The sequence below is a fragment of the Paenibacillus sanguinis 2301083 = DSM 16941 genome (genome assembly GCF_000374825.1).
Taxonomy (GTDB): Bacteria; Bacillota; Bacilli; order Paenibacillales; family Paenibacillaceae; genus Fontibacillus; species Fontibacillus sanguinis.
The window spans coordinates 229,449-237,261 of the sequence record NZ_KB895383.1 but is presented as its reverse complement, the minus strand read 5'-3'; the positions used below and the strand labels follow the sequence as shown (position 1 = coordinate 237,261).

The 7,813-nt window shown below is 50.3% G+C and carries 5 protein-coding genes; 1 reads left to right on the top strand and 4 read right to left on the bottom strand.

Going from position 1 to position 7,813, the window contains the following annotated elements:
- Nucleotides 1–257 precede the first annotated feature (257 nt).
- The gene (gene hfq / locus C557_RS0114395; RefSeq protein WP_018752584.1) at nucleotides 258–473 is read right to left on the bottom strand and encodes an RNA chaperone Hfq; all 216 of its coding nucleotides are present in this window, start codon (nucleotides 471–473) and stop codon (nucleotides 258–260) included.
- 368 nt (nucleotides 474–841) lie between these two features.
- Between hfq and C557_RS0114390 the strand changes: the two genes are divergently transcribed.
- Nucleotides 842–3,901: a X2-like carbohydrate binding domain-containing protein gene (locus C557_RS0114390; RefSeq protein WP_018752583.1), complete on the top strand. Its 3,060-nt coding sequence runs from the start codon at nucleotides 842–844 to the stop codon at nucleotides 3,899–3,901.
- 309 nt (nucleotides 3,902–4,210) lie between these two features.
- Here C557_RS0114390 and C557_RS0114380 read toward each other — a convergent pair whose 3' ends face one another.
- From C557_RS0114380 to C557_RS0114370, 3 genes are all read right to left on the bottom strand, one after another.
- Nucleotides 4,211–5,611, bottom strand: coding sequence for a glycoside hydrolase family 32 protein (locus tag C557_RS0114380; RefSeq protein WP_018752581.1), 1,401 nt, complete (start codon nucleotides 5,609–5,611; stop codon nucleotides 4,211–4,213).
- A gap of 118 nt (nucleotides 5,612–5,729) precedes the next feature.
- Nucleotides 5,730–6,530 carry a hypothetical protein gene (locus C557_RS0114375; RefSeq protein WP_018752580.1) on the bottom strand — a complete coding sequence of 267 codons (801 nt, stop codon included), beginning with the start codon at nucleotides 6,528–6,530 and terminating at the stop codon, nucleotides 5,730–5,732.
- Between the two features lie 53 nt (nucleotides 6,531–6,583).
- Entirely contained in the window at nucleotides 6,584–7,642 is a 1,059-nt protein-coding gene (locus tag C557_RS0114370) for a suppressor of fused domain protein (protein WP_018752579.1), read from the bottom strand.
- Nucleotides 7,643–7,813: the final 171 nt, after the last annotated feature.

Sequence of the window (7,813 nt, the reverse complement as noted above, 5' to 3'; positions counted from 1 at the left end):
ACCGCCTCCAATTGGATTCGTGTACCTCAGGCCGTGCTTTTGCCTCCGGCTTCCTTCAGATTCCACCTCACGGTGGACACCCTTGCCCTTGGCTAACGGTAGGCGCTTGCCAGCCCCCGCTCGGGACTTTCACCCTAGAGATGACGCCCATGCTGGGCGTACAATAAAAAGGCTCACCAGCCAAGTAATGGCTAGCAAGCCTTTTCAAATATTGGATGACGACATACATAGGTCAACGCTTTTTATTGCGGTCAGATCTAGCCTTGCACGATGGTAGATAGAGCATGCTTGTATACCATACTTTGCTTTCCACCCTGGGTATTTACCAAGATTGCATATTTATCAAAAGCTGCAACCTTCCCCTTGATGGGAACGCCATTTTTCGTAATGATCGTACAAAGCGTCTGTTCCTTTTTTAGATGGTTTAACAGTTGGTCCTGATTATTCTGAAACTCCGATTCATTTTTAGGCATTTAACGTCTTCCTCTCTCTCTATCTAAATAAGGACATTTTAATTCATATGCCCATTGTAACATAGGGATGCCAACAGAAGTGTGACATCTATTGTTCCATAATCATCCATTATTGGGGTTTACTAAAAGTACAAGCCTTGATAGAATTTATTTGAAGGCGCGATCTCCTTTCATGACTGGAAGAGACATTTTATGAAAATAATTGTATGCGCTATCTTTATAAATTATGGTATCTTATGTAATCTTTTGCCGTCGCGCCTGAACCCGGATGTACTTGGAAGAGAAGGAGTGATGCTCGGAAGTTAGCATGGAAGGCCGTGTTCCATCTTTGGCTGCAACAAAACTATTTTTACGGAGGGTGAAGATGAATGGTACGCAAAAGAAGAAGTTCATTCGCTACTGTTTTACTACTCGCTGTAACGCTGATTGGAACATCTTTCTTGCAATGGGCCCCTACCGCCCATTCCGCTCCTAGTGAAGAATACGTCTGGAAAAATGTAAATACGGGTGCGGGAGGCGGATTTATTCCTGGCATTATCTTCAACGAATCCGAGGAGGATTTGATCTACGCCCGCACAGATATTGGGGGTGCGTACCGCTGGAATCCTAGCGATAACAGCTGGATTCAACTGACCCGTTTCGTCGGTTGGGACGACTGGAACAAGAACGGAATCGATGGTTTGGCCACAGACCCCGTAAACCCTGACCGTTTGTATTTGCTAACCGGGATGTATACGAATGAATGGGATCACAACAACGGGAATGTGCTGATCTCCACCGACCGGGGGAATTCCTTTGTTGCTTCTCCCCTGCCCTTCAAGGTTGGCGGCAATATGCCGGGCCGCTCCATGGGGGAACGTCTGGTGATAGACCCTAACCGCAACAATATCCTCTATCTTGGTGCGCGTAGCGGCAATGGCTTGTGGAGAAGCACCGACTATGGACAAACGTGGAGCCAAGTGACTAGCTTTCCGAATCCAGGTACTTATATTCCAGTCCCTGGCGACTCCTACCAAGGGGATATTATGGGCATCGCCTGGATTGCCCTTGATCGAAGCACGGGCTCTCCAGGCAGTGCCACACAAACGATTTATGTAGGCGTTGCCGACCCGTCTAACAATATCTTTCGCAGTACAGATGGTGGAACGACTTGGCAGGCGGTTCCTGACCAGCCTACCGGATTCCTCCCTCATCACGGTGTGCTTGCCGGCAACGGTACGTTATATGTCAACTACAGCAATGACGTTGGCCCATATGGCGGCAGCAAAGGACAGGTCTGGAAGCTGGATACGTCTACCGGCGTTTGGACGGAGATCAGCCCGGTTGACTCCGATAGCGAGGACAACTGGTTTGGTTATGGCGGCCTGGCCGTCGATCCGCAACATCCGGACACGCTGATGGTATCCTCCATGAATGCGTGGTGGCCGGATGAGAACATCTTCCGTAGCACAGACGGCGGCGCTACCTGGACGTCCATTTGGGACTGGAATGGCTATCCGGGCCGCACCTTGCGTTACACTCAGGATATTTCCGCCGCGCCTTGGCTGGATTTTGCCGCGAATCCTCAGCCGCCGGAAACGACTCCCAAGCTGGGCTGGATGATCGGAGATATCGAGATCGATCCGTTCAATTCCGACAGGATGATGTACGGTACAGGAGCTACCCTGTACGGAACCAATAATCTGACAGCCTGGGATAACGACGAGAAGATCAACATTTCCGTTATGGCCAAGGGCATCGAGGAGGAAGCGGTGACCTCTCTGCTTAGTACCCCTATCGGCCCTGAGGTCATTAGCGGTGTACTCGATGTCAGCGGCTTCCGCCATGATGACGTAACCCAGGTTCCATCCAAGATGATGATCAATCCAAAGAGCACAGCCAGCATGGACTATGCTGAACTGGACCCTGCATTTGTTGTCCGGGTCGGTACCTATGATACCGACTATCCGGATCAGAAGCTGGTGGGAATTTCCCGGGACAGCGCTAGCAACTGGTATTCCCCAAACAGCCAGCCATCCACCCAGAAGGGTGGCGGAACGGTAGCCCTGGCTGCTGACGGAAGCTCCATCGTCTGGTCGATTGAAGATGCCGGTGTGCATTACTCCAAGACTGGCGGCAACTCCTGGTCGGCCAGCACGGGACTGCCTGCCGGAGCCAAGGTGGCCTCGGACCGAGTGAATAAGGACAAATTTTATGCGATCGGTGGCGGTACCTTCTATATAAGCACAGACGGTGGAGCCTCCTTTGCACCCACTGCGGCCTCGGGGTTGCCTGCAACAGGCAACTTGAAGGCACTGCCCGGTACGGAGGGCGACATTTGGCTGGCTGGCGGTAGTTCCGATGGCGCCTATGGACTCTGGCATTCCACCAATTCAGGAGCAAGCTTTACCCGATTGGCGAATGTCGAAGAAGCGGATGTGGTTGGCTTCGGGAAGGAAGCTCCTGGCCGCAGCTATAAAGCTATATATACCAGCGCAAAAATCGATGGTGTCCGCGGTATCTTCCGCTCCATTGACGCAGGAGCAACCTGGGTGCGGATTAATGATGATCAGCATCAGTACGGGGTGACCAATTCGGCCATTACTGGCGATCCGAAAGTATTCGGCCGCGTATATCTGGGCACCAACGGTCACGGCATCGTTTACGGGGACCCGGTGAATGCTGCACCGAACCCGGATCCGGACGATAACTCCGTGATTACTCCAATATCGGCTCAGTTTGATAAGCATAACCCGGCAGATATCTCTGTCGCGTTGACCTTAAATGGAAATACGCTAACTTCTATTCACAATGGCAGCACCGTTCTTGTGTCCGGTACGGATTACACCGTATCGGGGACCACAGTTAGCATCAGTGAGCATTATCTGGCTGCGCAAGCGCTCGGTTTGACTCAATTGACCTTTGTATTCAGTGCAGGCAGTCCCGCAACTTTAGGGATTACCATCAACGATGCCGAGGAGCAGCCGCCTGTCACGGGCGACATCAAGGTCCAGATGTTTAATGAGTCACTGGCAAGCACCGCAAATACCTTGAATCCTCGCATTAAGTTGACAAATACGGGCAGTGATGACATCGCTTTGTCGTCCGTAAACATACGTTATTACTACACCATCAACGGTAACCAGGATCAACAATTCTTTGTGGACTGGTCATCAGCAGGAGGCGAAAACGTGACGGGTACTTTCGTGAAGCTGGATGAAGCCAAACCAACGGCCGACACCTATGCCGAGTGGGGCTTTACTAGTGAGGCAGGCGTGCTTGCGGCCGGGCAAAGCATCGAGATTCAGACTCGCATCTCCAAGACGGACTGGACCAACTATTCGCAGTCGGATGATTATTCCTTTAATGCTGCAGCTACTGCCTACGTGGATAGTCCACTCACACCCGCGTATATTGGCGGTACGTTGGCTTGGGGGCAGGAGCCATAAGAGTCATACAAGCTATATTGATTAGCTCATCATCAACCTTTTTATTCTTTATAGCATAAATAAGACCTTCACTAGGGTGCTAACGCCCTGGTGAAGGTCTTTACACTTTCAACGATAAAAATCTCCAAAGACACGGTGGGGAAATTTACCCCACTGTCCAAATGATTCAGGAATGCCCCATAATGCATAGTGATAAACGCAAAGGCCTGAACCTCGGGATTTAGCTTAATCAACTTTCCTTGCTCAAACTGAAAGGAAGTGCCTGCCAACTTCCCATCAATTCCCAGAATTCCCCCTAAGTTTATCACTTTATTCTGCAGTACGAATCTCCACAGCTTGCATTTCCCAGATGTCCATGCTTGCTACATTCACTTCACCTTCAGAGGTTAACAGAATCCCACGGCTATCCTCCAAGGAGGGGTATACTCTGGCCGTAAGACAAACCTCATCGTTAACAAATACCTCGATGACGGATTGGTCTGCAAAGATTCGCAGGCGCAGCAGCCGTCCTTCATTGTCTGCGGGCAGTTCGCCTGTTACCGAGGTCTTGTTCACATTCCAGAATTGACTGGATTGCGATCGGTCAATGCAAATCGCCCCCTTCTCCACATCCACACGCACATCCGTATGCTCCAGACCACTGTCCGAAGCAAATAAGGAAATGATCAGGTTCCCGTTTTCCAGAGCTGCCTTCTCCAGCTTCAGCAAGCATTCAAACGAGGTGGAATGCACCTCCGTATCCACAGGCGTATGCCCCACCTCGATGTTCTTGAAGCCGTAATGCTTCCCTCTTAACGTTTCTACCTCGGGGACAGGCGACATCGTAATGCTGCCATTGGATTTGAGATCGATTACTCGCGGCAAAGCCAGCATGCCCGCCCAGCTCAGCCGCACAGGGAAATCCTCCCCCCGGCCTTCCGGGATCCAGCCATGCATGATTTTGCGCCCCTTCTCATCGACAAACCCTGTTGAGGCATAGTAGCCCTCCAAGCCGCCATAGTCCACCGTGCCGTGCTTTATCACATCCGTTAATTTATCCTCGCGAATCGTACCAGTTATATAACGGACAGGACCACCTGGTGAGTAGAATAATACTGCCTGGTCGTCAAAGCGGAACAGATGAGGACATTCCCAAATCTCTTCATCCCCTCGGTGGAAGATTCCCTGAAAGCTCCACTTCTCCAAATCATCGGAACGGTAAATCAAGCTGCAGCCCTTGCCTTCATAAACTCCGCCGAGCAGCATGCGCCAGCCGTTCCGTTCTTGCCACACGTAGGGATCTCTCCATTCGGTAATTTCCACTTCTCCATGGAGTTCCAGACTTAAGGCTGGAGGGTGCGCGGTCTTGTGCCAGTGAAGAAGGTCCTTACTTTTCGCGGTCCATTGCTGGGACCCGGTCTTGGCGTTCCGCTCCCCATCCCCAATGCTGGTGTAAAATAAGATCACCTCATCCCCCTGAATTACAGAGCATCCGGAGAAGCAATGCTCTTCCTCCAGTTCTGTAGAGGGGGCCAAAGCAATTGGCAGATGGCTCCAGTGAATTAAGTCAGCACTTTTGGCATGACCCCAATGGATGTCGCCCCATTTGGCAGCATGGGGATTATGCTGATAGAACAGATGGTATTCTCCGTCTTTCTGAAACGGGCCGTTCGGATCGTTCATCCAATGCTGTGGTGCTGTAAAATGGTATCTTGGTCTGTAATGATCCATAGATCATCGCTCCTTCATTTCGGATACTGATGGATGCTCTTAACCACCAAACAACCTCATAATTCATTCTCTATACTTTGTAATAAACCTTTTTTTACTTAATTTAATCTGGCACTCATTAGAGATAGGCTCCCAAATAATGATTCATTCTCTCCGCGGAATAACCATCCTCGCCCCGCCAGGTAGCCACAGACATAAAGTCGGTCCCACCTCGTCCTCGTTCCTTACGGTATTGATCGGTGGATTGCAGCAGACCTGCATAACCCCAGATTTCCAGCACAACGTCTCGCTCATACTGGTTGGCCTTGAACAAGTCCTTCCAACGTTTCTCCAATTGTCTTGCCGCATCTGTATCTGAACAAGCTTCGACGGCTTGCACCATGTTCTTCAGAATAGCAATGTCCTCATTCGTGACATCCAGATCTTCTTCCCGGCTCATTAGCTCCAGGTCCAACAGACAGTAAAGCAGACGGTTTAAACGCACCCCGCCCCACTTACTTCGTTCAAAGTTAAGCACGTTAACATCCGCATTGACATATTGCTCGTCAGACATCAGCTTTCTCTCGTTGCAATCATGACAAGAGGAGTAATAGATCTCGTCGGCCTTCCGCTCTTCAAACTTATGTACGGGCAAATCATGCGTTAACGCAAAGCTGGACAAGGCGCTGCGCAAATAAACCTTGCGGGTGGACAAGCTATGTAGAAAGGCACGAACTACCTTTTCCTTGGTGATCTTATGTTCGTGGAGTTCCCTTAGCTTTAGCACACATTCATCATGCGTTGTTGTCACCGGGTCGAACATGACCCCCATGCTCTTGGCATATTCAAAGTCTTCATCCGTACAGGAGGGACCGCCAAGCTTCCAGCGGCCGCCAGCCCAATAGGTGTTGTGCAATATTTTTTTAGCTTTGGCATCCATAGACAGCCCTCCAAATCATGTTATGTCACAAAATCCTTATATAATGAGTCTTATTAGCCAATGGTTGAGACTACATTTCCTTCCTGATCCTTGATATGAGTTTTTACGACTTGAATCATCAGTCCGTCATAAGAGGATAATTGAACCGTTCCTTCTTTGGCTTGCAGCCTTTGGGACAACTCCGTGGACACTGCATCACTTAAATGTACTTGGAACGCCTCCCCACCCTTCTCATAGGACGTGACTGCGGCCGGTTCCAGGATAATCTGACAATCGCGGCTGGCCAAGGTTAAGTCTTTGCCCTTCAGCAGTCTTCCACGCAGTAACTTCCCTACCGTTTCCGCCTGCTTGGCCCCCATCGTCAACTTGGCTGGCGTCTTGCGGAACAGCTTCTTCTTGCCAGGCTCAAAGGCCAATTCATCGACAAACAGAAATCCCGTATTCGAGCCATCTCGCTCAATCCCTTGCTCTACAGCTTCAGCAATGGCAGGAATCTGCAGCATGGAATCCCGGGACAAATCCGTGACGTACCCTGGGACGACAGATTTCCCCGCCTCCAGCAACCCTGCGGTGCTCCAGGTTTTCATCGCCTCAAGCTCATCTCCCGTGATGCCGATCATTTGCAGAAACTCTACTCTGCCGTTAGGAGTATGTATTGCCGGAAGCTCCGGGTCTTCTATGAAGGACAGTGCCGTTAACAGCGTGTCCGCCCCCAGGCAGATCGGCCCGTTCGCATCCAGATAGTCGCCACCCACAAAAATGTTTCCACTGTTAAAGACATAACGCCCCATATTTTGCAGCAGGTTCAGCGCCCACATCGGGGGTTCTTCCTCATCTTCCTGCCGGGCAACGCGAAAGGTAAGCTCAAATCCATAGCCGCTATACATCATATTTTCCGATTCTTTGGCATAGAGCTCAGAGAAACCAAAAGTGACAATATGCCAATGAGGAACCGGACGAGTGGCTTTATAAGCGCTAAGTCCGTCCAACGGGTCATTTCCTCCAAGCTGATAGGAGAGTAAAGTGCCGTAATGCTTAGGCTCCTGTTCTCCGTATAGACGTTTCATTTGCCCTTCTATCGCGTCCCAACCAATTGCAACATCCTCGCTCATGTACATCCCTCCACTATTCTGTCTGATTTCATTCAGTATACGGCTGCCCCAGATTTACAATCAATCATATCGCCTTGTGGAATGGGAAAAGGCTTCCTACGTCCTATCTTAAATAGACCCATTGGCATACATACCCGAGTGAGCCAATAGGTCAATAAGAATTAAAAGAGG

Bases quoted from the DNA above. Each gene is read 5' to 3' on its own strand.
- C557_RS0114390 (WP_018752583.1), top strand. From the start codon at position 842: ATGGTACGCAAAAGAAGAAGTTCATTCGCTACTGTTTTACTACTCGCT.
- C557_RS0114370 (WP_018752579.1), bottom strand. From the start codon at position 7,642: ATGAGCGAGGATGTTGCAATTGGTTGGGACGCGATAGAAGGGCAAATG.
- hfq (WP_018752584.1), bottom strand. From the start codon at position 473: ATGCCTAAAAATGAATCGGAGTTTCAGAATAATCAGGACCAACTGTTA.
- C557_RS0114380 (WP_018752581.1), bottom strand. From the start codon at position 5,611: ATGGATCATTACAGACCAAGATACCATTTTACAGCACCACAGCATTGG.
- C557_RS0114375 (WP_018752580.1), bottom strand. From the start codon at position 6,530: ATGGATGCCAAAGCTAAAAAAATATTGCACAACACCTATTGGGCTGGC.